The sequence below is a fragment of the Nostoc sp. DedQUE02 genome, assembly GCF_034531035.1.
GTDB lineage: Bacteria > Cyanobacteriota > Cyanobacteriia > Cyanobacteriales > Nostocaceae > Nostoc.
Genome location: NZ_JAVRBY020000007.1, coordinates 164,077 through 188,316, shown reverse-complemented (window position 1 = coordinate 188,316; position 24,240 = coordinate 164,077). Strand labels below are relative to the sequence as shown.

Annotated in this window: 25 protein-coding genes and 1 pseudogene; 12 read left to right on the top strand and 14 right to left on the bottom strand. The window is 41.0% G+C overall.

Features of this window, described 5'->3' with window-relative positions; all coding sequences use genetic code 11:
* Positions 1-157: 157 nt before the first annotated feature.
* Positions 158-625 carry an SsrA-binding protein SmpB gene (gene smpB / locus RMX98_RS09760; RefSeq protein WP_094349892.1) on the top strand — a complete coding sequence of 156 codons (468 nt, stop codon included), beginning with the start codon at positions 158-160 and terminating at the stop codon, positions 623-625.
* A 181-nt stretch (positions 626-806) separates the two neighbouring features.
* On the top strand, positions 807-1,094 hold the full coding sequence (locus RMX98_RS09755; RefSeq protein ID WP_322681358.1) for a WGxxGxxG family protein: 288 nt from the start codon (positions 807-809) through the stop codon (positions 1,092-1,094).
* A 218-nt stretch (positions 1,095-1,312) separates the two neighbouring features.
* Here RMX98_RS09755 and RMX98_RS09750 read toward each other — a convergent pair whose 3' ends face one another.
* Positions 1,313-2,731, bottom strand: coding sequence for an IctB family putative bicarbonate transporter (locus RMX98_RS09750; protein WP_322681357.1), 1,419 nt, complete (start codon positions 2,729-2,731; stop codon positions 1,313-1,315).
* Between the two features lie 303 nt (positions 2,732-3,034).
* Positions 3,035-4,588, bottom strand: coding sequence for a GAF domain-containing sensor histidine kinase (locus RMX98_RS09745; protein WP_322681490.1), 1,554 nt, complete (start codon positions 4,586-4,588; stop codon positions 3,035-3,037).
* Between the two features lie 735 nt (positions 4,589-5,323).
* Between RMX98_RS09745 and RMX98_RS09740 the strand changes: the two genes are divergently transcribed.
* The 5 genes from RMX98_RS09740 to RMX98_RS09720 all read left to right on the top strand — a co-directional run bounded on the left by RMX98_RS09740 (position 5,324) and on the right by RMX98_RS09720 (position 12,308).
* The gene (locus RMX98_RS09740; RefSeq protein WP_322681356.1) at positions 5,324-6,517 is read left to right on the top strand and encodes a DegT/DnrJ/EryC1/StrS aminotransferase family protein; all 1,194 of its coding nucleotides are present in this window, start codon (positions 5,324-5,326) and stop codon (positions 6,515-6,517) included.
* Positions 6,518-6,580: 63 nt separating this feature from the next.
* Positions 6,581-7,474 (top strand): cyanoexosortase B, encoded by an 894-nt coding sequence (crtB, locus tag RMX98_RS09735; protein WP_322681355.1) that lies wholly within the window; start codon positions 6,581-6,583, stop codon positions 7,472-7,474.
* A gap of 259 nt (positions 7,475-7,733) precedes the next feature.
* Positions 7,734-8,456 (top strand): cyanoexosortase B system-associated protein, encoded by a 723-nt coding sequence (locus RMX98_RS09730; protein WP_322681354.1) that lies wholly within the window; start codon positions 7,734-7,736, stop codon positions 8,454-8,456.
* A 242-nt stretch (positions 8,457-8,698) separates the two neighbouring features.
* Positions 8,699-9,880: a polysaccharide biosynthesis/export family protein gene (locus RMX98_RS09725; RefSeq protein WP_409881358.1), complete on the top strand. Its 1,182-nt coding sequence runs from the start codon at positions 8,699-8,701 to the stop codon at positions 9,878-9,880.
* A 253-nt stretch (positions 9,881-10,133) separates the two neighbouring features.
* The gene (locus RMX98_RS09720; protein WP_322681352.1) at positions 10,134-12,308 is read left to right on the top strand and encodes a polysaccharide biosynthesis tyrosine autokinase; all 2,175 of its coding nucleotides are present in this window, start codon (positions 10,134-10,136) and stop codon (positions 12,306-12,308) included.
* An 81-nt stretch (positions 12,309-12,389) separates the two neighbouring features.
* Here the strand turns inward: RMX98_RS09720 and RMX98_RS09715 are convergent, their stop codons facing one another.
* From RMX98_RS09715 to RMX98_RS09705, 3 genes are all read right to left on the bottom strand, one after another.
* Positions 12,390-13,061, bottom strand: coding sequence for a rhomboid family intramembrane serine protease (locus RMX98_RS09715; RefSeq protein ID WP_322681489.1), 672 nt, complete (start codon positions 13,059-13,061; stop codon positions 12,390-12,392).
* A gap of 126 nt (positions 13,062-13,187) precedes the next feature.
* A complete protein-coding gene (locus RMX98_RS09710) occupies positions 13,188-13,907 on the bottom strand; it encodes a rhomboid family intramembrane serine protease (protein ID WP_322681351.1) in 720 nt (239 codons plus the stop codon).
* 135 nt (positions 13,908-14,042) lie between these two features.
* A complete protein-coding gene (locus RMX98_RS09705) occupies positions 14,043-14,522 on the bottom strand; it encodes an MEKHLA domain-containing protein (protein ID WP_322681350.1) in 480 nt (159 codons plus the stop codon).
* A gap of 298 nt (positions 14,523-14,820) precedes the next feature.
* On the opposite strand from RMX98_RS09705, the gene RMX98_RS09700 reads away from it, so the two are divergent.
* Positions 14,821-15,444 carry a hypothetical protein gene (locus RMX98_RS09700; protein ID WP_322681349.1) on the top strand — a complete coding sequence of 208 codons (624 nt, stop codon included), beginning with the start codon at positions 14,821-14,823 and terminating at the stop codon, positions 15,442-15,444.
* 164 nt (positions 15,445-15,608) lie between these two features.
* Here the strand turns inward: RMX98_RS09700 and RMX98_RS09695 are convergent, their stop codons facing one another.
* The 5 genes and pseudogenes from RMX98_RS09695 to RMX98_RS09675 all read right to left on the bottom strand — a co-directional run bounded on the left by RMX98_RS09695 (position 15,609) and on the right by RMX98_RS09675 (position 17,262).
* Positions 15,609-16,007: a DUF1877 family protein gene (locus tag RMX98_RS09695; protein ID WP_322681488.1), complete on the bottom strand. Its 399-nt coding sequence runs from the start codon at positions 16,005-16,007 to the stop codon at positions 15,609-15,611.
* A 195-nt stretch (positions 16,008-16,202) separates the two neighbouring features.
* On the bottom strand, positions 16,203-16,424 hold the full coding sequence (locus tag RMX98_RS09690) for a YgiT-type zinc finger protein (RefSeq protein WP_322681487.1): 222 nt from the start codon (positions 16,422-16,424) through the stop codon (positions 16,203-16,205).
* Positions 16,417-16,746 (bottom strand): DUF4258 domain-containing protein, encoded by a 330-nt coding sequence (locus tag RMX98_RS09685; protein WP_322681348.1) that lies wholly within the window; start codon positions 16,744-16,746, stop codon positions 16,417-16,419. The genes RMX98_RS09690 and RMX98_RS09685 overlap by 8 nt, the downstream gene beginning before the upstream one ends.
* 69 nt (positions 16,747-16,815) lie before the next feature.
* Positions 16,816-16,935, bottom strand: a pseudogene (locus RMX98_RS09680) (Uma2 family endonuclease); the annotation flags it as partial.
* Complete coding sequence (locus tag RMX98_RS09675; protein WP_322681347.1) at positions 16,936-17,262, bottom strand: DUF1330 domain-containing protein; 327 nt, start codon at positions 17,260-17,262, stop codon at positions 16,936-16,938.
* 375 nt (positions 17,263-17,637) lie between these two features.
* On the opposite strand from RMX98_RS09675, the gene RMX98_RS09670 reads away from it, so the two are divergent.
* Entirely contained in the window at positions 17,638-18,171 is a 534-nt protein-coding gene (locus RMX98_RS09670; protein WP_322681346.1) for an adenylate kinase, read from the top strand.
* 89 nt (positions 18,172-18,260) lie between these two features.
* Here the strand turns inward: RMX98_RS09670 and uvrB are convergent, their stop codons facing one another.
* Positions 18,261-20,258, bottom strand: a complete 1,998-nt coding sequence (gene uvrB, locus RMX98_RS09665) for an excinuclease ABC subunit UvrB (RefSeq protein WP_322681345.1) — start codon at positions 20,256-20,258, stop codon at positions 18,261-18,263.
* A 253-nt stretch (positions 20,259-20,511) separates the two neighbouring features.
* Here uvrB and RMX98_RS09660 point away from each other — a divergent pair, with 253 nt between their 5' ends.
* From RMX98_RS09660 to RMX98_RS09650, 3 genes are all read left to right on the top strand, one after another.
* A complete protein-coding gene (locus RMX98_RS09660; RefSeq protein ID WP_322681344.1) occupies positions 20,512-20,976 on the top strand; it encodes a hypothetical protein in 465 nt (154 codons plus the stop codon).
* Positions 20,977-21,325: 349 nt separating this feature from the next.
* The gene (locus RMX98_RS09655; RefSeq protein ID WP_322681343.1) at positions 21,326-21,508 is read left to right on the top strand and encodes a CsbD family protein; all 183 of its coding nucleotides are present in this window, start codon (positions 21,326-21,328) and stop codon (positions 21,506-21,508) included.
* Positions 21,509-22,118: 610 nt separating this feature from the next.
* Positions 22,119-22,757: a histidine phosphatase family protein gene (locus RMX98_RS09650; protein WP_322681342.1), complete on the top strand. Its 639-nt coding sequence runs from the start codon at positions 22,119-22,121 to the stop codon at positions 22,755-22,757.
* A 157-nt stretch (positions 22,758-22,914) separates the two neighbouring features.
* Here RMX98_RS09650 and RMX98_RS09645 read toward each other — a convergent pair whose 3' ends face one another.
* Genes RMX98_RS09645 through RMX98_RS09635 form a run of 3 tightly spaced genes read right to left on the bottom strand, consistent with a single transcriptional unit; the run spans position 22,915 to position 23,977 of the window.
* The gene (locus RMX98_RS09645) at positions 22,915-23,268 is read right to left on the bottom strand and encodes a hypothetical protein (RefSeq protein ID WP_322681341.1); all 354 of its coding nucleotides are present in this window, start codon (positions 23,266-23,268) and stop codon (positions 22,915-22,917) included.
* A gap of 20 nt (positions 23,269-23,288) precedes the next feature.
* A complete protein-coding gene (locus tag RMX98_RS09640; protein WP_322681340.1) occupies positions 23,289-23,699 on the bottom strand; it encodes a PIN domain-containing protein in 411 nt (136 codons plus the stop codon).
* A 5-nt stretch (positions 23,700-23,704) separates the two neighbouring features.
* Positions 23,705-23,977: a hypothetical protein gene (locus RMX98_RS09635; protein WP_322681339.1), complete on the bottom strand. Its 273-nt coding sequence runs from the start codon at positions 23,975-23,977 to the stop codon at positions 23,705-23,707.
* Positions 23,978-24,240 lie beyond the last annotated feature (263 nt).

The window sequence follows — 24,240 nt, the reverse complement described above, 5'->3', positions numbered from 1 at the left end:
TAATTTAGAATTTACCAGAAAACCTTAATTGTGAACTTAGAAAAGCTAAATTAGTGATATACAGTTCAACATTTATAGCGGTTTTAAGATACACCCTATAATTCACAAGCCAATCCAAATAATTTTTTAGGTACATTTCAAGCACACAAAATTATCAATGAGCGACAAGAACGAAGGTTACAAAGTTATTTGCGACAACCGTCAAGCCCGTTATTTGTATGAAATTCTAGAAACTTACGAAGCTGGAATTGAATTGACAGGAACCGAGGTGAAGTCGATTCGTGCGGGTAAAGTCAATCTCCAAGATGGCTATGCCTTGCTTCGTAATGGCGAAGCATGGTTGATCAATGTGCATATCTCGCCATACAACGCTAGTGGACAATATTTTAATCATGAACCACGGCGTACACGCAAGCTACTATTGCATCGGCAAGAACTCCGTAAGCTAATTGGCAAAGTAGAACAGCAGGGTTTAACTTTAATCCCTTTGAAGATGTATCTCAAACGAGGCTGGCTAAAAGTGAGTATAGCCCTTGGCAAAGGTAAAAAGCTCCACGATAAGCGAGAAGACCTGAAACGACGCCAAGACCAGCGTGACATTCAGCGGGCAATGAAAAGCTATTGAGGTTCAGTTATTGCTAAACTACCACAGCAGAGTGAGAAACAGATGAGGTGAAAACCATGTTGTATGTCCACAGCGTGAATTATGAAAATGCCTAGTTTCTAGCCGCAGATTGATTTTACTAACGTTGAAAATCGATACAGTGGTGAGTAACTTCGGACGACACTAGGAATTTTCACAACTTATGAAAAGTAATTTGATTACAGCTATTGGCGCTGGCATACTCAGCTTGAGTATGGGAATTTTACCTTTAACTTTATCTGCACAAGCTCAGACAAGTAATGACTCTGGAGCTAGTACTACTACTACTGCTCCAACAACTACCACTGAAGATCGCAATGATTTTGATTGGGGTTGGCTAGGATTAATTGGTTTATTAGGTCTAGGTGGTTTGGCTGGCAAAAAGCGCGATCATGAACCAACTGCTTATCGCGACCCTAATGCGCCAAGTGCCACTACCTACAGAGACTGATACGATTTTGGACTTCGACTTCGCTCAGTCGAACGATTTTGGATTAGTTAGAAATGATCTTTTGCGTTTGCCTTCTGTGAATCCATCTGTCGGAATAATTTTTCAAATTGGTACAAGTAATCCAAAATACTTTTTGGCGAGTTGCTATCCATCTACAAAATTCAAAAAATATCAGTTGTCAGTTGTTCAGTAGAAAAACAACTGACAACTTATTGATGTTAATTGACTGCGGGTTCTGAGCCAGATGAATTTGCCTGGTTTGGAGCTGAAGGTGTCCAGTAGCTAGCAATTAAGCCAACTATGAGCCACCAGAGGGTATTGACTTCAGGACGATACCAGACAGTATCCACCGTGCCGTGAGCTAGCATACCCAACAAAATAGCGATCGCTCCAATTAACCAAAATCCCTCTACACTTTTCAATTGTCGCAATCGTCGCACTTGCAAAAATGCCGTATTAAATGTGACAATTATCAGCCAGAGAAAGCAAGCTAAACCAACAAAGCCAGTTTCTACAGTTACTTCAAACAATATCGAATAGGCACTCAAAGCAGTATAACGAGGGCGTTGATAGAGGGGATAAACTTGATTAAAAGAGTTATGACCAGGGCCAATGCCGAGAATTGGGCGATCGCGAATCATCTCAAAAACAGCATCCCACACATTTCGGCGAAAATTATTACTGCTATCCTTACGGTCGGCAAAAATACTGAACACTCGCAAGCGCAATGGCTCTATAAATATCATTGCTAGCACCAATACGCCGATCAAACCTCCTAACACAATCGGCAGTGACCAAGTACGCCAAAAACGAGGCATTTCTACGCTATTCCAATAAACTAGCAATGCCATCACAGTCAAAATTGATACCACTAGTCCAATCCAACCGCCACGACTAAAAGTTAGAATCAGGCAGGCAGTATTGACAATTAGCATTGTTAATGCTAAAAGCCTCCTGGCCCAACTTTGCCATGCAAAAATTGCCACTAAGCTTAAAATCACTGCTGGTAAGAGATATCCAGCCAATAAGTTGGGATTGCCTAAATAACTGTAGACTCTTGTAGTCTTAGACAGAGGAGATTCTGGATCAACCCAAGTTGCCAGTGCTGTAGCTCCAAAAAACCATTGCCGCAACCCATATACACTAACAATTAACGATACGTGCAAGTAAAGAGCGATAATCCAAGACCGGAGGCGAGGCGACCTTAATACCCTGGCACAAAGGACAAAAAGTAGCAAATACAAGGTCAACGTTCCCAAGTCGTTAAGTGCCGCCTTTTTCACTGGTGATAATGCTGTTGCAACGGCGGCAACTCCCCAGTAGAGCAATACCAGGAAGTGAATGGGAGTGACTGACGAGACATTTGTTGGTGTTACTTCATCAGATAAAGTCAACAACAGCCAAAATCCGACACAAGCCACCAACAGCAAACCCACCAACGTGCTCGAAGCAAAAGGTGCAAGAGCGTAGATTAAGCTGAGAAAAGCAGCCGCTATCACATCTCCCCACTGGAGCAAGACGCTAGTTTGCCGCCAAGAACTTAACAGTCCCACCAGAGAGCGGTGTACATAACTGCTAGCAAAATATTCTTTGAGCGGTAAAGATGATAAAGTAAATCGTTGCCAGACTGAATTCATAAAAAACATTGCGATCAATTAGCCTGCTGACGCAGAACTTGGAATTGATCATAATGCCTATAGCTATAAAAAGGTAATAACGGAGATTGCACATCCTGTGATAGCGCTGTTATTCCTAGCCATTAGCGAATAGGAAGTTAAGATAGTCTTTCATATACTTAGTACAGCTTTACGTAAAATAGTGGCGAATTGAGGGTTGAAATTTAAACGCATAGGTAAGCGCAGAAGCACAGAGAAAATTCGTTACGAATTAATGAAATTATAGATAGAAAATACGTCTTTCCCAATCCCCAATCCCCATCATTAGACATCGTTAATTGCTTGTGAGGGACTAGCTAGTTGTAGTGGCAAAGAAAGCACATAACGATATCCTGATTCTGGTGAACCTTGAATCAAAATGTTTCCCCCATGCAATTCTGCCAATTGACAACTTAGCAATAGACCCAAGCTTTCACGAGAAAGGCTGCCATGTGATTTAGCTAAATTTATACCTGAACTAGTAGCAAAAAAATTTAAGTGGGAATCACTCAAGTTATTGGAATTGTCCACTGCTACTGATGCAGTATCTAGTTGCTCTTCTCTTTCTGGATGAGTATTGTAAGTTGCTACCTCACCTGTTAGCTCTAGCAGCGACAAAGAATTGAGACGGAAATAGGGATCAACCTCTGTTATGCCGTCCCCTAACCAGGGATGGGAAACCCAAATAGTAATGTTGAGCGTATCTTCTTTGTAAGAGACATGAATGCGAACAATGCTACCTGTAGCCGAAAGTTGAATCACACTGTAAACCAAGTGATACAGTATTTGCCGCACCTTGTCTTTATCTAAAGGCCAAATGCGATTGCGTCCCGGTTCGATAGACAAGCGAATATCTTGCTCGCGGCGATTAGCCACTTCTTCTAGAGTATTGATAGCTTGTTGACATAGCATTTCAATATCCACAGGAGCTATATTTAGCACAGTAGAGTTTTCATCCATAGCTCCTAGCTCGGTAATTTCGTTTACTAGGGAAAGTAAGTACCGACCGCTATGTTGGATAATTTCCAAATATTCTCTCTGCTTAGTCGTCAAAGGCCCATAAATCTCACGTCCTAAAACACTAGCCATACCGAGTACAGATGTTAAAGGCGTGCGTAACTCTTGAGTTAGCTGACCTAAAAGTTCTAGTTTCAGTTGTTTGGTAGAAACAGAGTCGCTATCTTTAGTAGATGCAGTAATTTTAATCTCAGTGTTACGTTCGTCATTGAGTGAAAATATCGGAGCGTTCTTGGGAGTACTTGATTCGAGTTTCCCTTGCAGGAGTCGGTTACGTTCAAATTCACTCATGCTCCAACGAGCAATGATTTGTAAAAATTCTATGTCTCTAGTTGTAAAATTGCGCGGGACTAAATCCATCACCGCCAATGCTCCCAAACAATGTCCCTCAGCATCAATTAGTGGCGCTCCTAAGTAAGCACGAATACCATAATCTTGCACCAATTTGCTACTAGCAAGGACTGGATCAGTAAGTTTATGTGTATCATTAATTACAAATATTTGAAAGCTCTCTACTACTTGAGTACAAAATGATTCCCGGCGTAGTAGTTGGCGGCTTTGGGCCAAATGATTCATGAGTCCCAGTCTAGATAAGCCCACCGCCGACTTGAACCAGTGGCGTTCTTGATCTACAAATCCCAATATGGAAATTGGCGCTTCCAAAAAGTGGGCAGCAGTCTGTGTGGCTTCTTCAAAAACCGGAATCGTTTCTGGTTGCCGCAAACCTAAATCTGACAAAGCTTTGAGGCGTTGCTGTTCTCTTGATTCATGAGAATCCCAACCATCCTTTAGGGCAAATAATTTGTTTTCAGGCTCTATCATTGCCACTGCTACCTTAATAATTTCTCTATCGTGTAATTGATCCAAGTCCTATTTCTAGGTTATCAATTGCTATTTTTAAGCATTCCCTAATTTTGCCTCTGACAAACAAATTTAGGGCAAAAATTTTTCTCCCTTCCATTAAACCGACAATGTAGTGTCCGCTAGTTACTAGTTACTGGTGCTGAATGTTCTTTATTTAGCACTGGTGTAGCCTTTATTGCTTGAAATTTTACAATCAGACTGCGTTAGATTTTGATTCAGCCAGGGTAAGCTAATGCTAAGGATACAATACAAAGGGGCTGTGATTCTTTATGTATATAAGGGAAAATTTTTACTGAAACATTAAAAGTAAATTTACTTAAAAAATTATGTATTAGTGTAATTAAAGCTAGCCAGTTTTACTGATAACAAATAGCACCAAAAAATGATACTCCTAGTGCAGGATGACGTAAATAGACCAACCTATATCCTTATGAGTAAGCAAGCTACTAAATTAGGAAAAAGCTTAGTTTATAAGCTTTTTGAGATAAGTTGGAGTGGTGGCTTCAGAGAAATCTAATGGCAACTTCGGATGCTCAAATAAATAGGGCGTAATTTTAAATTACCCATAGCCGACTAAATAGTTTATCTAAGTTTTTATCCAATAGATTAAAGCTATTACAATTTTACGTCAAAAATTGTGCAGGGCTTTCTATTTTTTTCATACGAGGAAATATTTTTTGAGGACAACTGCTAATGAATCAAACGACTATTAGAGTTCCTTTTGTAGACTTGAAGTTACAACATGAACCAATTCAAACGCAATTGCAAGATGCAATCCAATCTGTATTGGAACGGGGAGATTTTATTTTAGGGCAAGCACTCTCAGATTTTGAAGCAGCATTTGCGGCAGCGTCTGGTGCAGATTATGGAGTTGGTGTGGCATCAGGAACAGATGCGATCGCTCTGGGATTACAAGCGTGTAATATTGGTGCTGGCGATGAAGTGATTTTACCCGTAAATACTTTTGTCGCAACCTTAATTGGAGTACTACACGCTGGTGCCAAGCCAGTTTTGGTAGATTGCGATCGCCAAACTGCTTTAATTGATTTAAGAGAAGCAGCAAAGGCAGTTACACCTCAAACCAAAGCAATTATCCCTGTGCATCTCTATGGTCAGATGGTATCACCACGAGATTTAGTTAACTTTGCCGATACCTATAAACTCCTAATTTTTGAAGATGCCGCCCAAGCACACCTCGCCCAAAGAGACGGATATCACGCTGGTTCTGTAGGAATAGCAGCAGCTTTTAGTTTCTATCCCAGCAAAAATTTGGGAGCATTTGGGGATGGGGGAATGTTGCTGACACGAGATGCAGATGTAGCCCAAAAGATGGTACGCTTGCGAAATTATGGTGCATCGCAAAAGTATTTTCATACTGAACCAGGTACGAATAGCCGCTTGGATACTTTGCAAGCAGCAGTTTTGCACCAGAAATTACCATATTTGCCACAGTGGAATCGCGATCGCTTGACTATTGCTCAACAATATGATATTGAACTAGCACCCTTAGCAGCTGCTGGAATTATCCCTATAGAAAATCAAAGTGATACAGGACACGTATATCATCTTTATGTGATTAAAGTTGATGATTCTTGCCCAATAGAACGTCAGCAACTCCAGGAAAAACTTACAGTAGCGGGAATTCAAACTGGTATTCATTACCCAATTCCTTGTCATCTCCAGCCAGCATTCACCAACTTAGGCTATCAACCGGGAGATTTTCCCCAGGCAGAGAAGTTGTCAAAGCAAATATTATCATTACCGATGTATCCTGGTTTGAGTAGTAGCCAAGTTAAAGAAGTTGTAGCAGCGATCGCTAATGCAGTCTCAACAAGTTATAAAGCAGATAACCTGTCTGCTGCTGACCTTGGCAGCGTGGTAGCCTGAAGTTAATTCAACGGCAAAAAATCTGACCACCGACTACTGACAGTTTTTGAATTACTTAAAATCATGGCACTCCGGCAACAGGTTAAAAACATAAACGCATCAGGCTTGTTAAACCTAGCTATTTTAGGCGTTTTGCTGCTGCTTTATGCTCCGATATTGCTACATTGGTTGGATGGTTGGCTACACAAGAATATTAGTACAGAACACGAATATTTCAGCCACGGGATTATTGGTCTACCATTTGCGGCTTATCTAGGCTGGATGAACCGGAAAAAGTGGAAACGTTTGCCAAATACCATCCATCCTTTGGGCGCTGTTTTATTATTATTAGGCGCAGTTTTTTATCTGAGCGGGGTTACAGAGTGGGTTAACCTATCCTTGCCCGTTATATTGGTAGGATTATGCTTGTGGTTTAAGGGAATAGCTGGTTTGCAATTACAAGGATTCCCCCTGCTACTAGTATTTTTAGCAACCCCAACAGCATTACCCTATCTTATTGCTCCCTATACCATGCCTCTCCAAAGCTTTATCGCTGGCACAGCAGGCTTCATACTGAATCAATTTGGTATGGAAGTAACTGTAGATGAGATCAATCTTTACGTGGGAGGACGGATTGTGGAAGTTGCGCCCTATTGTGCAGGGCTGAAAATGTTGTTTACGACTCTCTACGTCGGCTTGATGCTGCTTTATTGGACAGATTCTTTGTCTTCACGCCGTACAACTATATCGTTTTTATCTACTGCTGCGATCGTTAGTATTATTGCCAATATCATTCGTAATACTTTACTAACTTTCTTTCACGGCACAGGTCAAGAAGCGGCTTTTAAATGGCTGCATGAGGGTTGGGGTGGCGATCTCTACTCTGCTTGTATGCTGGTGTCATTAGTGCCCTTACTGAATTGGATTAATAACTATTTCTCCCCATCTCCAGAAACTCAGCAAGAAGCAGAAAGTTAGAAGCATTGGGCAAAACAGTTCCGAGTTCCGAGTTCCCAGTGCTGAGTAAAGAAATGAGATTCCCCACTCAGCACTCAGCACTCATTACTCAGCACTCCTGAGGGGCATGGGGCATTGGGATTGAATTCTTCCCAATAAACAACTCCTAACTCCCCACTCCCTTAATTTTTCATCACTTATACGTAAGTCCTAAATATTACTGAACTCACAATGTTATTTTATAAAGTAAAATTTTGCCTAAGTATTGCAAATTTTACTGATGACTTCCTTCTCCAAGTTTTTCAAAGAAAACCAATTGAGTCAGGTAGTAGCACTTTTGTTATTGCTACTGCTGCTAGTAATAGCAGGGGTTCCCGGATACCTAACAGGACACTGGCAATGGAAACAGCCGCCACCTGTTACTACCCTCCACGAATTAAAACAGATCCGCAAGGCTGGGTTAACCCTTCCTGGTTGGCAAACCATTGAACAAGCAGAACAGCAAATTGGCGAACATAAATGGTCTTTGCAGGTAATTAAAAAAGAAGGTTCCGAATCCCAAGCAATCCTGCTTTTGCTGCCGCAAAATGGGCCTATGGATCAACCAGAGGTAGAGTGGACAGACGTTAACGGCTGGGGAAGATCACGCTGGGGAAAGTGGGATGTTGCTCAATCTCGTTCTGGTGAATTTACTGTCAAACCATCTGCAAAGTTGGCTTCTAATGTCAAAACGCAAGTAAAAGCCAGGTTTTTTCGGGCGGTCACACCACAGCAAACATTCGCTGTTTTGCAATGGTATGCTATGCCAGACGGCGGAAATCCATCACCTTTTCACTGGTTCGTGGCGGATCAATTGGCACAGTGGCGCAAGCAACGCACTCCTTGGGTAGGCGTAAGTATTTTAATACCAATGGAACCTTTGGGGCAAGTAGAAACATCTTGGTCTTTAGCCCAGTCTATTGGAGAAACAGTGCAAGCTGCATTAATGGCAGGCTCTCTGTAGAGTCTGGTACAGATGCTTTTGTGCAGAGATTCATCAAAAGTATCTCTATAAATTGCCTTGAGGCTGAAACTCACCTAAAAAATGTTAATAATATGAAGTTAGAAATAAAATTTAGAAAAATTCTTCTCTTTTTCTTGGTAAATACTTGCAGGCAAAAGAGACATCTAGGACATTTTTAGAGTAAAATAACCACTCGGCGCGACTAATTTCTACATCAGTATTTTCTGCACCGATGTTCATAGATGCCAGTTATTACATATATTATTATGCGTGGATTCAGCGCCCTGTGTTTTGTTAGTCTTCAAGTAGGAGTTTTCTTAACAACACCTATCCAACTTGTTGTTGCCCAGCAGCCTTTTCCTTTTCAAGGACAATCACCAGGGCAACCTCCCTCGCCTGTGCCAGGTACTGAGGTTGTACCTCCAGGTACAAATAACGAAATTTCCCCACAACTCAGCCGCTACCTCTTGGGCCCAGGAGATGCAATTGGCGTTGTGCTTCAGCGTCCTCCTGGCCCATACCGCTTGGGCATAGGAGATGGAATTAGCGTTTCGGTTCAGCGCTTTCCAGATTTGAGCTTTCAAGCATTAATCAACCCAGAAGGTAATATTGTAGTGCCCTTACTGGGAACAGTTTTCTTACAAGGTTTAACTTTGCAAGAAGCTCAAGAAAAAATTCGCTTGGGTTTGAGTCGCATTGTACCAGATCCAATCGTAGTAGTATCCTTGGTAGGCACCCGACCAGTTCAAGTTACTATTAGCGGGGAAATATTTCGACCAGGAATTTATCCAATTAATTCAACAACACCGCGCGTTGCTGATGCCTTGCTAATATCTGGTGGTTCAACGTTGAATGCAGACCTGCGACAGGTGCAAGTACGCCGAAAGTTAATCGATGGTTCTGTGATTTCACAAACTATTGACTTATATGCAGCACTGCAAGATGGCGGTTCAATCCCGAATTTACGCTTACAAGATGGAGATGCGATACTCATACCCCGTCGTGAAGTTGGTAATGATGACGGTTATGACCGCAATTTGGTAGCACGTTCATCATTGTCAACACCACAGATTAGAGTCCGGGTTTTAAACTACGCAGCAGGAGGTATTTCCACGCAAGCTTTGCCTAATGGTAGTACATTTGTGGATGCTTTGGGAGGAGTAAATCTTGACACTGCTAACCTCCGAGATATCGCCTTGGTTCGCTTTGATCCTGAACAAGGTAAAGCTGTTACCCAAAAACTTGATGCTAAAAAAGCTCTAGGTGGTGATGCATCTCAAAATGTGGCCCTTCAAGATAATGATGTTATTGTTGTTGGTCGGAACCTCATTGGTAGAATTACTAATTTACTGACTACCATCACCCAACCTTTCTTCAATGTGCAATCCTTTCTCCGGTTTTTTGACAACTTCGGTGGCAATTGAGCAAATTAGTGACTCTAAAAGAACGATACAATCTGGATATAGTTGGGAGTGGAATCAGCCATATCTCCAACTTAATCTTGGAATTTGTTAATGGAAAAATCTTAAAGATATCAATCGGTATATACAGTAGGAAGTTGATAGCGTACTTATCTCAAAGCCACTATCTTTAGTTTGGTGCTTCCTAATTTTGAATTTTGTACGCCCTTGGCGTTCCCGTAGGGTATTTTGAATTTTTAATTGGAGCGAAGCGACCATGACCCCACCAATTGTTAAGCGCTATCTGATTGCTTTTGATAAGTACAAGTGGATTGGACTAGCTAGTTTTGCTTTAGTTGTCGCCGGGTCAACAGTGGTGGCTATGCAACCAGAGCCACCTACTAGCTATATAGCATCTGCCGCACTTACTTATAGTGGTCCACCAGTTTCTTTCTCTGCAACTGGTAGTGAAATCCAACAGCAAGGAAAAGAGCTGAATCAGGAAGTTTTACTGTCAAACCAGATAATTTCAGCAGTGGCAGAAAAAGTCGGGATCAAACCGCAAAAGCTCGGTTCCAGTGTCGTCCTTTCTGTTCCTAAAAAAAATCCCAGGACTGGAGAATTGGAATCTAGTGTCTTGGAATTGAAATATGTAGATACTGATGCCAAACGAGGTATTCAGGTCTTGACAGAATTGATGCAAGCAATGGTCAAGTTGAGCAGTGATATCAATACTGGGCGATTACAAGCAATTATTGAAAAGATTAACGATCGCACACCACAAGCTAAACGAGAACTGCAAGTTGCTGAAAAGAAGCTGGAACAGTACGATCGCATCGAGCGAACAGCAATATTAGCAGCAGAGAATGGTAGCTTGTTAAACGCCATTACTGCCAGCCAAAATCTACAACGGCAAATTCAATTAACTATTTCTGGGGTTGATGGTCAAGTTCGCAGTTTACAAAATAAGTTAGGCTTAACAGTCGGACAGGCTTATATTTCTTCTGCTTTGAGTGCCGATCCAATTATTGGTAATTTACGAGCGCAAATTTATCAAAGTGAGTCGCAAATCGCCGTACTCAGAAAAGATTTGCGACCAGAACACCCAACGATGGTTCAGTTGTTCCGTCAGAAACAAGCTGCTGAGGAATTGCTGCAACAACGTGCTTCGGAGGTGTTAGGTGGTGATGGGACGGCGGCTCCGCTTCAGGGTAGTGTTACAGGTATTCGCACCCAAAGTAGCTTAGATCCGGCCCGCCAGCAATTGGCAAACCAAATGGTGTCTTTGCAAACCCAACGGGAGACGCTGCAACAACAACTAACTCAAGAAATCCAACAAGAAGCGCGACTACGGCGAGAGTATTCTCTGATACCCAATAAGCAATTAGAGCGATCGCGTTTAGAACAGGAGGTTGCACTCAAAAAAGGCATTTATGACCAAATGCAGGTGAAGCTAACTGATGCCAAAACCGCAGAGGCAGAAACTACTAGCAGTCTCAGCATTGCCAGACGCCCTACAGTCACTCCCGATCTCAAACCTCCGAAGAGTGTGCCTATTACCCTTGCTGTGGGTGGTTTTTTAGGTGTGGTGATTGGTGGCGGAGTGATATTTTTGTTGGGAGCGTTGGAAGGAACTTTCAAAACCAGAGAGGATATCCGCCAGAGCCTCAAGCAACGAGAAGTGGCAGTGTTGGGAGAGTTGCCTTTAATGCCAGTTGATGATTTGGCTCCAGATGCTGTGCCAGTACTGCTTTCCGCCGACTCTCCTTATTTAGAATTTTATGAGAAATTCCGTAGTAATCTGCGCCGCATTGGTGGTAAAAACTTAAAGGTGGTGTTGATTACTAGCACCAGTAGCCTAGAGGGCAAAACGGCGAGTGCTTATAACTTGGGTGTTGCTTCAGCCCGTGCTGGTAAAAGAACCTTGATTATCGAAACAGATTTGCGATCGCCTTCCCGTAGTGCATCCTTAAAAGTAATTCCTGACCCAGAGTCCAGTCTCGAACCCCTGCGTTATTACGCTAATTTGAGTGAATGTATTCGTTTGGTTCCTGATGTAGAAAATTTATACATTATTCCCAGCCCTGGCCCTGTCCGCCAATCTGCTGCTATTCTTGAATCAAGCGAAATCCGGCGGCTGATGGAAGATGTCCGCGAACGTTTTGATTTAGTTATTTTAGATACTAGTCCTCTAAGCATATCCAATGACCCTTTGTTAATCCAACCCTACAGCGATGGGATCATACTAGTGGCACGACCACACTATACACAAGAGAATATGCTAGGTGAAGCCGTTGATCAATTGGTTGAATCGGAACTAGGGTTATTGGGAGCAATTATCAATGGTGCTGATATCATCGTTTCTGTATCTGAAGAAGTTTCAAAACCATCAACATTTACATCTGAGGTAAAAGAATCAGAAGAAGTTTCAGCGAGTGCCAACAAAAACTAATAGTTTCCAAATATGGAAGTTTTAACGCAGAGGATTGATAGGTGGCAATTGTTTGACTAGGAGTTTTGGGAAATGTTGTATTTAGTCGCGCCGAAATAAGCCAAATAGGGGAGCGAGAATTACCCCAAAAACAAAACCACCGATGTGTGCCCAGTAGGCAACTCCACCAGTTTCCACAGTCATATTAGCGGCTGTTTGCAGGGTAGCAAGACCGGATATGACATTTTGCACAATGAAAAGTCCAATTATTACTAGTGCTGGCACTCTAATTGTGGTGATGAAAAACCCTAAAAATATTAAGGTCATGACTTTAGCCTGGGGAAAACGGATAATGTATGCACCCAAAACCCCAGAAATTGCACCACTTGCCCCCAAAGAAGGAATCTCAGAATTCATGCCAATAAACCATTGGCACAAGGCAGCTAAAGCACCACACGCCAAATAAAAAATCAGATATTTGGCATGGCCCAATCGATCTTCAATATTGTTGCCAAAAACCCAGAGAAACACCATATTTGAGATTAAGTGCCACCAACCACCGTGTAAGAATTGCGACGTAAATAACGTTATCCACTCTCCATTCAAATTGGTGGTTAACTCTTGAGGCACTACTGCATACTCACTTAAAAACTGACTCAATTGTGCATGTGACAGGCTCACCTCGTGAATAAAAACTAAAATATTCATGCCAATTAACCCGTAGGTGAAATACGGGGTGATTCGCGTCGGATTTTCATCGTAGAGGGGAAACACAGGTGTTTTTCCTAAATTATTGACTAACTGCAATATAGCTTGTAAGGTTAGCAGTTGCGAAGGTTAGGCAATTTCACTTATTAAATTAATCAGTATAAGTGAGGGGAACAATGATACAATTATAAATTACTTATACCAAGATTCTTCTTGGGATTTATCGCTAAATAAACCCAACAGGGGGCCGAGAATTGCCCCGAAGATAAACCCGCCGGCATGTGCCCAGTAGGCAATACCGCCACTTTCCATACCGATGTTGGTACGTGCTTCGAGACTAGTAAGCCCGTAGAAGGCTTGTTCGAGAAACCAGAATCCTAAAAAGAAATATGCCGGAACACGAAAAGTCGGGAAGAAAAACCCTAAAGGTACAACGCCGAGAACTTCGGCGTTGGGAAAGCGAAGAATATATGCACCCATAACACCTGCGATCGCACCACTTGCACCCAAAGAAGGAATGCTAGAATCTTGAGCGAAGAACCACTGGGTCAAAGATGCCAAAACACCGCAAGATAAATAAAACAGTAAATATTTGGCATGACCTAACTTATCTTCAACGTTGTTACCAAAAATCCAGAGAAACAACATATTACCAGCTAAGTGCAAGAAACCACCGTGCAAAAATTGGGAAGTAATCAAAGTTGCCCATTCTGGAACTGGTTGATGTACAGAGATGCCGCCAAAGCTTAAAGTCAGTTCTCGTGGAACTACAGTCGCAAGGTGTAAAAATCCATTTAATGCTTGTGGGGGAAGACTTGCTTCATAAAGAAAAGCGAGGACATTAACAGCAATCAGTCCATAAGTCACATAAGGGGTGATTGTTGTCGGATTATTATCTCTAATGGGAACCACGAGCGTTTTTTCCTGAATTTTAAGACAGTAGTTTCACAATACTGAATTCTACAAGTAGTTTCTTCTACCCCGTGGATGGATCTCTGTTTGATATTTTAAAATTTCTTGTAGGATCTTCCCCTGAAACAGTAAGCATCATGCCACAAATTTCCAGTTAGAGAAGAAAGCAGCCTGACCACAGTGCTGATTTTGTTCATCTAAGATGTTCCATAGGATGGTATCTTCTATACAGAAGCGTTTACCAGTGCTAGAAGTACGGATACCCGAATAATTGGTGATAAAGCCTTTAGTTGCTGCTTCTGATAATAAGCGATCGCGTTCTTCCTGCACTACTTCTTCAGCCGATTTTCGCGAAGGCATTTTGGTAAATTCTTCCCAAGAAAGCTCCCATAGTTCCAACGCTTTGCGATTACCGTAGTTGAAAATTGGGTCTGATTCAGTGCCGTGAGAAACTAAGGCAAAGGGCGCTTCAAATAGCATTTGTGCTGTTTCAAGTGGTGAACCATTGGCATCTAGCAAAGAATTTCCTGTCCAATGCTGAAAACTATTTATTAGATATTGGCTGTGAAGAATAATGGTCGCTTGCTGCCAAGGAAACTCAATTACGCTAGTCATGGAAAAGTGGAAATATAACGCCAAGAATTTAGTATGACAAAACTTGACTTATTTTAGGGGTTGACGAATTCTCCTCAAGCCTGAAAATATTCTATTTAATAGACTTCTTGGCATTTGTCGGGAAAAGGGGAAGGTGGGGCCCCCTCTGGGGATAAGGGGCGGGGGGAAAGGGAAAGATTCTGTATTTTGCCTTTCCCCCGGTTGGTGAGCTTGCCGAACCATAACCTTTACCCTTTTCCCACAAGAGTGCAAAAAGCACTTTTGCAAGAGGTTTAATGCATATTAGCTAGGCAAACTCATGTTTTTCTCAAATTCCTTGGAAAATCAACTCCAACGGTGGAACGAAACCATTCGCAATCAGCCGAAAAATCCCAATGCTTACATCCGTCGAGGCATGGTTAATTTTCAACTGGCCAAAATTGATGAATCTATTCAAGATTTCGACACAGCAGAGCAATTGGATGCTCGTATTAAACCCTACCTCTGGCAACGGGGATTATCGTATTATTATGCAGAAAGATTTGCTGAAGGCGCTGAACAATTTGAAATAGATTTGACTGTAAATGCTCAAGATGTAGAAGAAACAGTATGGCGATATCTCTGCATAGCTCGTTCGTTAGGTGTTGAAGAGGCGCGTAATTCTTTACTAACTGTAAAAAATGACCCTCGACGTATTATGCAGCGTGTATATGATTTATATGCAGAAAATTGTACACCAGATGATGTTTTAACTGTGGGTCAATCAGAAGGTATTAAGGGAAATTTTTACAGTCATCTTTACTTGGGATTATATTACGAAGCTCAAAATAATCTTGATTTAGCTCAGGAATATATAGTGAAAGCTGCTGATAATTATAAAATTGATGATTATATGTGGTATTTAGCACAGGTACATAAGAAGTTACGAACGAGCATAAACTAAGTTTTTTTAGATAAGCTACCAATGTTTGCTGGTCACTACAGTTATTAATTGATTCTGGAACTCTCCAAGTTTTCATTATTCTACCAATGCTATAACTAGCAATGAATTCGCTATCACTTTTTACCTAAACCAAATTCGTGAGGGTCAGATTAAAATCTTTCTCGCTAATCTAGTGATAAAAGTACTATATTGCCCTCTTGTGCCGCTACATTGAAAAACTTAACGAACTGAACATATAAATCGAAAATATGTGGCTCCATGTAAACTCTGCTCTCATGAAAACCAAGCAAACTGTCGAGACGTGATTTGAAATCGTCCTCTAAAATATTATTTAACGCCTCGGACATCTCATTAACCTCACTTACTGTCAGATAACGTACCATCCCATATCCAGCTTCCCAAGGCGTTGCTGAACCGCCCATAAACACTTTATGCAGCAACATATCACCATTGTTTTCACTATCGTATGAAACGCCTGTAAATAAGAAGTGAAGTGAGTGCCAATACTTATCGATATCGAGATAGCGATCGCTATTTCTTAGGGTTTCAAAGTAGGCATAAATCTCTTCATCCGTTTCTAAGTCATCACCAAAATAAACACCTGCATAGGCAACCTCATTTTACAATCTTTCAAACTCTTGAGGTGTTACACGCCTATAGCTGGCTTCAATACCCATACAAAAAAAGGATTACATGTCAATTTTCTGTGGCTTCGGTTTCAAACTGCACTTGACGGTACAAATGGGCATCTGCAATAATTATGCCGCGTAGTTGTAAACAGGAATTTCAGTGAAGCGATCCGGCTGTTGCCCACTGAGGATAATTTGCTGTAAATGCTCTACAGTTGATGGAGAAAAAAATTGTTCTCCTGTTTCTTCATTCACGCGAGCAGGTACGTTCTCAATCATGAATATCTGTCCATTTAGCTCTAAGGTGTAAGTTACCTTTTTTTCAACTAGCGTTTCTTGCTCATCAATCATTGCCACGCTTTTTCCTTTGTGTAAAGTTTTCATCCCATTTCTGTGGGTCAGGTTGATACAGAGTAATAATTCTGACTAATGGACGAGAGGGATAGCTACATTGAACATGAATGGGTCTTCGAGCTTGGGTCAAACCACTAATGAGACAGCTTGGGCCGTACTTATCATTTGGATAGTCTTCAATAACCTGTCCATTAGCAATTACCTCTCTGATTTCTTGAACCTGAACTTGTCGCAAGATGGATTGATCAACGGCGTGCTTGGAAAACTCAAATTGTTCATCAGCAACTTTCTGACGGATTTCTTTAATAAGCGAGGTCATGTATCTATTTTTTCACATTAGTCTAGCTCAGAATATATGTTATTTATCCTCCATGTAGACTCTTATTTGCTACGCATCTGTTACTTCGGTTTCAAACTGCACTTGACGGTACAAATCAGCGATCGCTATTTCTACATCCACCGATTCCAGCCGCAATATATCGCCCAAATTATACATCGACGATAGATATTAAGCTTTTGGTAAATACGGTATAGTTCCAGCAACATCGGTGTCGTCGATTATATGGAACCTGCTGATACTACCAGCCTGACGAGCTTGACGATATTTTGCATAGGCTGGATCGTTAACAAACGCTTGTACTGCTTCCAGAGAAGGGAATTCCAGCAAAGCAAGCAATGTTGTTCCTAATCCCTCGCCTTCAATAGTCGTAATATTGCCACTGCGGGAAAGGTATTTCCCTCCATGATTATGTACGATATCGTGAACATTTGCTGCGTAGTCCGAAATCCAGGCATCATCAGTAACTTTTACGTCTGCAATTAAATATACAGCCATGATGCTTCTCCTTTAGCTAGTTAGACAACTATAATTTGCTGAGAATTCAACAAAAGAACTCTAGCAACAAAAGTATTTAGAGTATGCGTTCGCTTTTACTTCTCGATCATACTTGAGACTGGAATCAGCTATTTCAATTTGGGCTAATATTTGGTCAGTATGAGATTCACATTAACGCTTCTAATGTCAATATTTATACTTTGTCGTCAGAACAACGGCTAGCTTCATCGGTGACAGATAAAATATAAATGAAGCCAGCGTGTCTGTCCGGTAGAAGCATTTCTTAGACATTTAAAGGACTGGGATTGTTGGGTTTCGTTTCATACCTCAATCTAGTTTACTAAATGACTTAATTGCACTAAAAGGAAAGTGGCGATGAAAAAAGTAGCGGTGTTTGGCAATACTGGAGGCGGTAAATCAACTCTGAGCAAAAGATTATCGGAAATCACTGGTTTGCCACTTCACGCCTTAGACAAGATTCAATATCAATCAGGCGGTATTGAGGTTCCACAAGAAGAATATAAGCACATCCATGAGAAAATTTTGGTTACTGACCGTTGGATTATTGACGGGTTTGGTTCCATAGAAACCGTCTGGCTGAGACTGAACGAGGCGGATACTCTAATTTTTATCGATCTACCGCTATATGTGCATTTCTGGTGGGTAACTAAACGACTAATCACAGGCCGTTTTAAACCGCCAGAAGGCTGGCCCCAAAATAGTCCAATATTTAAGAGTTCGCTTACTAGCTACCGCGTGCTTTGGTTATGTCACAAATATTTGACCCCAAAATATCGTGAGTACATCAAGCAAGCTCAAAGTACTAAAAGTGTTTATCACATTCGCTCGACTGAACAGATTTCGCAATTTTTTGAATTAATTGAAAATGAGACTAACTTAAGGAGATGATACATTAGCCTAGCGCCGGAGTTGAACCACACCTCCGGCTAAACGTAATTCATATTATTAGGCGAATATTGGTCAGCAGAAGATTCACATTAATGTCCTAGCATTTTATCCCGCAGATGTTTGATGCGATCGCGCAATTTTGCCGCCTCTTCAAATTCCAATTTCTTCGCCGCTTCTTTCATCTGCGCTTCTAACAGAGTAATCAATCCTGGAATCTGTTCTAATGGCAGTTCATCTATATGTTCATCTACAACTTTCAAGTCAGTTGCATTTAACCGCCGAGATACATCTAAAAAAGCCAAAATCGCATTACTTGATTTTTTGACAATTGGTTGTGGTGTAATTCCATGCAGTCGATTATGTGCTGTTTGAATACCACGCCGTCTATCTGTTTCATCAATGGCTTTAATCATGCTACCTGTCAAATTATCGGCATACAAAATCGCCTGTCCCTGAACGTGACGCGCGGCTCTACCAATAGTTTGAATTAAGGAACGCTCGGTTCTCAAGAAACCTTCTTTATCTGCATCCATAATTGCTACTAATGAAACTTCCGGTAAATCCAAACCTTCCCGCAGCAAATTCACACCAACCAATACATCAAAATTTCCCTCGCGCAAGTTCTGCAAAATCTCGATGCGCTCAATAGAAGTAATTTCGGAATGTAAATACCTTACCCTTATACCGTGGTCTTGCAAATATTCGGTTAAATCTTCCGCCATCCGCTTGGTTAATGTGGTAATTAACACTCGTTCATGGCGATCGGCTCTATCTTTAATTTCTCCCAACAAATCATCAATTTGTCCTTCTGTAGGACGCACAGAAATTTCTGGATCAACCACCCCAGTTGGTCGAATCACTTGCTCAACTACATGATCTTCAGAAACTTCTAATTCCCAATTTCCGGGAGTTGCTGAAACAAAAATACACTGATTCACCTTTTCCCAGAATTCCTCGGCTTTTAAAGGACGGTTATCAGCAGCACTAGGAAGCCGAAATCCATGTTCAATTAAAACTTTTTTTCTAGCTTGATCGCCGTTATACATCCCACGAATTTGTGGCACTGTAACGTGAGATTCATCTATAACTAGTAGCCAATCTTTGGGAAAATAATCAATTAAACATTCTGGTGCTTCTCCAGCTTGTCTTCCTGCTAAATGACGGGAATAATTCTCAACGCCATTGCAGTAACCTACTTCGCGCAGCATTTCTAAGTCATAGCGTGTACGTTGATCTATACGTTGCGCTTCTAATAGTTTCCCTGCTTGTTCTAAGTCTAGTTTTTGCTGTTTTAATTCGGCTGCAATGTCATTACAAGCTACTTCTAACCGTTCTTCTGGGGTGACAAAGTGGCGTGCTGGGTAAACATTCACCGCTTCCAAACTCTTGAGAATTTCACCTGTCACCGGATCAATGTAGCGAATCGCGTCAATTTCATCGCCAAAGAATTCCACACGAATAATTCGGTCTTCATAAGCTGGGCCAATTTCTAAGACATCACCACGGACGCGAAATTTTCCCCGACCCATTTCTATGTCGTTGCGGCTATATTGAACGTTTGCCAAATCCCGTAAAATTTGGCGTTGATTTACTTCCATACCTATCTGAAGGGGGATGGCAGCTTTCAGATATTCTGCTGGCATTCCTAAACCGTAGATGCAACTGATGGAAGCAACGACGATGACATCACGGCGTTCAAAAAGCGATCGCGTCGCTGAATGCCGCAACATATCTATTTCATCATTAATCGCTGCCGTTTTTTCAATATAAGTATCGGTAACGGGAATATACGCTTCTGGCTGATAATAATCGTAGTAGCTGACAAAATACTCAACTGCGTTGTTGGGAAAGAAATCCCGCAACTCGTTACAAAGCTGGGCAGCGAGGGTTTTGTTATGCGCCAGAACTAAAGTAGGCTTGCCAATTTTCTCAATAACTGCTGCTACCGAAAATGTCTTACCAGTTCCAGTAGCTCCAAGTAAAGTTTGATAACGATTGCCTGATTGGATACTAGCAGTTAATTGTGCGATCGCTTGTGGTTGATCGCCTGTAGGACTAAAGGGAGCTTGAAGACAAAATTCTGTCATACAATTTTGCTGAAAATACCCTATCTCATGGTGACAATTTCGCCCTGTATCTATTGTAGCTGGCTTATTAGATTAAATAAATGGTAATAATTTTTTACAAAAATTATTAATTTAAATTTACTTATGTATAAGTTTTAAAGATTCTTATATCTATGTGAGGTTTTTTAAGGTTAAACTCTAAGGTATATGGGAAAAAATTTCATCTTTCCTTAATTATTGTAAAATTCAATTAACAAATCAGAGGTCTTCGTTTATGGCTATTAGCAGCGCTGGCAAAGCAACCAGTTCTCGGCAAAACAATGCCAAGTCTTCAGGGGAAACTACAGAGAAAGTTGAAAATCAACAAGACCAGAGCTTGAATGCTGATAGAGTCGAGGAAGTTACTGATCTGCCAGTGGGAGCTACTGGGACACTCGCCATTTCTGGAATTCGTCCCATAGGCGCTAGCGACTTAGAAGTTGCTGAACACCTTTCAATTTCTGGGGTGCGTCCTGTTAGCACCAGTAGCTTAGAAGTAGTTGAAACCTATAACGCAATGGGTATTCGTCCAATTGGTGCTAATACATTCCAAGTTGTTGAAAATATCAATCTCTCTGGGCTTCGTCCAGTTGGGTCAAGTTCATTGGTAATTTCTGAAAGCTATTCAACATTCGGTAATCGTCCGATAGCATCAAATGAGATTGACAATTCTGAAAACCTGATGGGTTTTCTAGATTAGACAAAAAAATATCCCTATAACTTTACTAACCCAGTTTCTCTACGGAACTGGGTTTTTAGTTAAAGAGCCAAAAGTAGAGATTACCAGATTTCCACTTGTTCTATGTCTTTGAGCATAGGTAACTAAACTGTTCTTGCTTTAATTTACATTCAGCCAGCAGCCAGAACGCTTACTACAATTACTTTTATTGATTTTTAGTTTTTAATTTTCAATTTTTAATTGTTTAATATGCCTTGTGGTGGAAGGCTTTAGGAAAAACTTTAAGTTATTGTGTAAAGGTAATCACAAAGGATTTCAAAGTCAGTTTATAACTTTGAAATGAATTTTTTATTAAACTCAGGAGGACAAAATGAGTATAGAAGATCGCGCAAAAGCAGCTGCTAAAAATGTTGAAGGTAAAGCCCAAGAAGCATTAGGAAATCTAACTGGAGATCCAGAAGATAAAGCGAAAGGTAAAGCAAAGCAAGCTGAAAGTGAAGTACGTCACGGAATTGAAGACGTAAAAGATAATGTCAAGAAAAACATTGACTAATAATTCATAATTTTTTTGCAGAAACTCTAGGGATATAAATGGGGTGGATTCCATTTTTGCAGAAAAACGTGAATTGTTTGAAAACCAAGCTAAACTCTTGTGATATTCCCTGAGCAAAGGCTAGAAAACAAAGTATTAGCTTGATTGGCAAATTTTTTGTAGAGACGTAATTAATTACGTCTCTAACTTAAATAATTAAACTATCTTAGTTTGGCAAACTAATCTTGATAATTTGTAGCAAGTACTAAAGTGCTTGCTACAAATTTTTTTATGCATAAATTTAAACTCAGAAGTTAAAAACTCAATTAGTTCGAGCAGATTTAAAAGCTATTTTTTTAAAATTTCAATAATAAGCATCTAGAGCAATTGGGGCTTTCTACACATAACCTCAATTGCATGACTTCATCTGAAGATGATTCCAAATATCATGAAATTGTAGTAATATAGCACGGGCATTAACCATAGCGGTTCTCGGTTGAGTAGGTATTGAACCCCACCCTAAACCCCTTCCCCGCTCTTCGAGAGAGGGCTATGATTTACCTTATTATGATTAGGAAACGCTATATCTGATTATTAGCGCTCTTAAATTCACCATCGATGAGAATATACCGTGAGTCTAACTCTTTATTTCCTCCGTCATGGACAGACAGAATGCAGCCGCAATAATTCTTTTTGCGGTTCCATAGACTCAGAACTTACCCCAGAAGGCTTAGAGATGGCCAAGGCTTTTGCTGACGCATATAGTTCTATGGATTGGACAGCTATATTTTGTAGTCCAATGCAGCGAACTGTATTGACAGCAAAACCTTTATGTGAAGCAATAAAGATAGAACCACAACTCAGAGATGGTTTAAAGGAAATCAACTATGGTGAGTGGGAAGGAAGAACGCCAGAAGTAATTAGCCGTGAATATCACGATGATTATATTCGCTGGTCAGCAGATCCGGCTTGGAATGCTCCAACTGGTGGAGAAATGGCTGTTACAATTGCTTCTCGCGCTTTGCAGGTAATTGAAGAAATTAAACAAAATTATAGTAGTGGAAATGTTTTAGTTGTTTCACACAAGGCAACCATCAGAATTATTCTGTGTAGTGTACTAGGGATTGATGTGGGACGCTTCCGTTTTCGTTTGGGATGCCCTGTTGCTTCGGTGAGTATTGTAGAATTTAGCTCACATGGGCCACTGTTAAAGGTTTTGGCAGATCATAGTCATTTGGATAGCCGTTTGCGAAATTTACCGGGGACATGAGGGATTTAGGAGAGACGAGATTAATCGCGTCTTTACAATATTATTTTTACCCTTACTCTGGCTGGCTATCTGGCTCAGTGTATTTGCAGAGAACGTTTATTCCAATTTTGATAATATATAACACGACAATTGTGGCGATGTCTACGACGGGCTACGCCTACGCACCATCAATCGGTATTCCATGTACTGCCGCAACCGCAACCAAGGAGCCAATGATGCTGTTGAGCAGAGAAGAACTACCAGGGTTATTGGTGTATTCTTTGATTTTGCCCCGTAAACCATCATCACCACAGATTTCCGCGCGGATTTCGTCGAGGGTGAGTTGTAAGAGAGATTTTTTGCCCTGACTATAATCTGTTTTGCCGACTTTCTCTTGCCAGAGTGCATCAAAACTCGCTTCTAGATTCCCGTTGTGGTGCTGTAGGGTAGTAAGTGCATGTTGCGCTGGGGTGTCGTTTGGGAGAAGTTGCTGAAATTTTTGGATTTCGACAGGGGTTAATTGGGCATTCATATTATATTTGACTTAATTATTTATGGAGTATTTGTTAGTTCCTGAATCAACTCTTCAGGTGTGATAATTCTGGGAGTAGCAACTGGAAAATCTCTAGGGTTGCGAGTAATAATAGCATCTAAGTGATTGAGTACCGCACTGCTGTATTGAATAGCGTCTTCAAAATCTCTAAAGTTAAGGTTTAGTGCCATGTTGATTGCGGTACTGTCTACGGTAGCGACACGGCAAAAGTTGACCAACTGCCTTAAATAAGTAAGTGTCCACTCTCGACCTCTTGCCCTACGAATAATGTAATACAAATCACTAAAAGTTGAGGCGGAAATATAACCTTCTACCTGTCCTTGCTCAACTAGCACCAATACTTGTTCGCTTGCCTCTAGAAAAGGTTCACGCTCAAGGGCATCATCTACAATGATGTTGGTGTCTAACAAGATTTTTACAGATTATGTTTCTCTTTTAAAGCTTCCCATCGGGCTTGTTCTGGGTCAAAGTCTGGTGGTGTGGGTGGGGCATTTTCAAATAAACCTTCAAATGCTTTGACTTTAGACTTTCTTCTCGGCTTTTCTGGCTGTGATTCAGTAGAAGTTTCCAAGGATGGAAGTGGCTGCAAAATAATCACTTCCACTTTTCCAGGAGCAATATTTAGAGGTTCGTCAATAATTAAATGACCTGATTCATCAATTGTGGCGTTGAGCTTGTAGGCTTGCATACTTTGATCGCAGTTATAAGTGAATGTCTTGTCGTCACCAACATTACAACATTAAGTCTTAACGCTATAACATTAAGGCTTAATGCTACAACCTTAAGGCTTAACCTTATAACATTGAGGCTTAACGCTACAACCTTAAGGCTTAACGTTACAACATTAATCACCAGCATTATAAGATTAAGGCTTAAGGTTACGACATTAAGGCTTAAGGTTACAACTTTTTGACAAAAGCTTATGCGATCGCTCTTTAGGGTAGTGCGCTC

Excerpts from the sequence above, each read along its gene's own strand:
- RMX98_RS09750 (WP_322681357.1), bottom strand. The coding sequence starts at position 2,731 with ATGAATTCAGTCTGGCAACGATTTACTTTATCATCTTTACCGCTCAAA.
- RMX98_RS09730 (WP_322681354.1), top strand. The coding sequence starts at position 7,734 with ATGACTTCCTTCTCCAAGTTTTTCAAAGAAAACCAATTGAGTCAGGTA.
- RMX98_RS09720 (WP_322681352.1), top strand. The coding sequence starts at position 10,134 with ATGACCCCACCAATTGTTAAGCGCTATCTGATTGCTTTTGATAAGTAC.
- RMX98_RS09745 (WP_322681490.1), bottom strand. The coding sequence starts at position 4,588 with ATGATAGAGCCTGAAAACAAATTATTTGCCCTAAAGGATGGTTGGGAT.
- RMX98_RS09670 (WP_322681346.1), top strand. The coding sequence starts at position 17,638 with ATGAAAAAAGTAGCGGTGTTTGGCAATACTGGAGGCGGTAAATCAACT.
- crtB (WP_322681355.1), top strand. The coding sequence starts at position 6,581 with ATGGCACTCCGGCAACAGGTTAAAAACATAAACGCATCAGGCTTGTTA.
- RMX98_RS09705 (WP_322681350.1), bottom strand. The coding sequence starts at position 14,522 with ATGACTAGCGTAATTGAGTTTCCTTGGCAGCAAGCGACCATTATTCTT.
- RMX98_RS09685 (WP_322681348.1), bottom strand. The coding sequence starts at position 16,746 with ATGACCTCGCTTATTAAAGAAATCCGTCAGAAAGTTGCTGATGAACAA.
- RMX98_RS09725 (WP_409881358.1), top strand. The coding sequence starts at position 8,699 with ATGCCAGTTATTACATATATTATTATGCGTGGATTCAGCGCCCTGTGT.
- RMX98_RS09660 (WP_322681344.1), top strand. The coding sequence starts at position 20,512 with ATGGCTATTAGCAGCGCTGGCAAAGCAACCAGTTCTCGGCAAAACAAT.
- RMX98_RS09655 (WP_322681343.1), top strand. The coding sequence starts at position 21,326 with ATGAGTATAGAAGATCGCGCAAAAGCAGCTGCTAAAAATGTTGAAGGT.
- RMX98_RS09700 (WP_322681349.1), top strand. The coding sequence starts at position 14,821 with ATGTTTTTCTCAAATTCCTTGGAAAATCAACTCCAACGGTGGAACGAA.
- smpB (WP_094349892.1), top strand. The coding sequence starts at position 158 with ATGAGCGACAAGAACGAAGGTTACAAAGTTATTTGCGACAACCGTCAA.
- RMX98_RS09645 (WP_322681341.1), bottom strand. The coding sequence starts at position 23,268 with ATGAATGCCCAATTAACCCCTGTCGAAATCCAAAAATTTCAGCAACTT.
- RMX98_RS09690 (WP_322681487.1), bottom strand. The coding sequence starts at position 16,424 with ATGATTGATGAGCAAGAAACGCTAGTTGAAAAAAAGGTAACTTACACC.
- RMX98_RS09740 (WP_322681356.1), top strand. The coding sequence starts at position 5,324 with ATGAATCAAACGACTATTAGAGTTCCTTTTGTAGACTTGAAGTTACAA.
- uvrB (WP_322681345.1), bottom strand. The coding sequence starts at position 20,258 with ATGACAGAATTTTGTCTTCAAGCTCCCTTTAGTCCTACAGGCGATCAA.
- RMX98_RS09675 (WP_322681347.1), bottom strand. The coding sequence starts at position 17,262 with ATGGCTGTATATTTAATTGCAGACGTAAAAGTTACTGATGATGCCTGG.
- RMX98_RS09635 (WP_322681339.1), bottom strand. The coding sequence starts at position 23,977 with ATGCAAGCCTACAAGCTCAACGCCACAATTGATGAATCAGGTCATTTA.
- RMX98_RS09755 (WP_322681358.1), top strand. The coding sequence starts at position 807 with ATGAAAAGTAATTTGATTACAGCTATTGGCGCTGGCATACTCAGCTTG.